This is a genomic window from Vibrio sp. Vb0937 (assembly GCF_033338855.1).
Map to the genome: position 1 here is coordinate 1 of NZ_JAWOTK010000442.1, position 1,054 is coordinate 1,054.

The 1,054-nt window shown below is 45.5% G+C and carries 1 protein-coding gene; it reads right to left on the reverse strand.

Annotated features, from left to right (window positions below):
• Positions 1 to 29: 29 nt before the first annotated feature.
• The gene (pomA, locus tag R7P67_RS26355) at positions 30 to 791 is read right to left on the reverse strand and encodes a flagellar motor protein PomA (RefSeq protein ID WP_005482965.1); all 762 of its coding nucleotides are present in this window, start codon (positions 789 to 791) and stop codon (positions 30 to 32) included.
• Positions 792 to 1,054: the final 263 nt, after the last annotated feature.

The following is a 1,054-nucleotide window of genomic DNA, read 5'->3' on the forward strand; positions in this document are numbered from 1 at the left end:
TCTTCATCATCCATCACAAATCTCCGCGATTACTCATCAATCTCAAGAGCACGTTTACCCTCGTTGAGGTAGTTCTTCAGGTAGCTGTCGATAACTCGTGGGTTTTGACCATCTTGAATGGCAAGTACGCCGTCCATGATCAAACGGCGGTTAAGCGTTTCTTGATCTCGGCGTAAAGAAAGCTTATCGGCAATTGGGAAGAACAGCATGTTTGACAACACCGCACCGTAAAGTGTGGTTAAAAGGGCTACCGCCATTGCAGGACCGATCGCTTTTGGGTCATCCATGTTCGAAAGCATCGCAACCAGACCAACCAGCGTACCGATCATCCCCATCGCTGGAGCAACGTCACCAAACGCTCGGAAAACACCCGTGCCTTGCGTGTGTCGCTCATCCGTCAAGGCAATGTCTTTTTGCAACGCAGCGCGAACCACATCCGCATCGTGACCATCCACCAAAAGGTCAATGCCTTTCTGCATAAAGCTGTTGTTGATTTCCATCTCTTCTAGAGCAAGAAAACCGCCTTTACGCGCCGCATCAGCCATTTCAACAATCTTTGCGATGAGGTCTTCTGGCTCATCGGCTTTAAACATGAATGCCTTGCCTGCAATTTTCGCCGCACCAAAGAACTGGCCGAGCGTGAACTTCATCAATACTACAAATGCAGAGCCACCTACTACGATAAGGATCGATGTAACGTCGACGAACATGCCGATACTGCCACCTAGCACCATTGCCATGATGACGAAGGCAAAACCACCGATCAAACCTATTAGGGTTGCTAAATCCACAAAGCACTCCTCACGCTATTTAAATACTGCCGTTAGGCGGATTATTACTTGTATCGACAACTAGAACAGATTTTTTAGAAAAATCTTAGCTAATAGATCACAAATTAACGCCAACAACCTTAACTAAAATATGGGGTTTGTCTAATCAGACCCGTTTAGAGCCAATTTTGTGACAATTATGTAAGGTTAAATTTGACCAAGTAACTAGGCTAAGGTAACTTTCGTGCATCCTATTCAAGGCTTGATTAAGGCAGAAAAAAGAT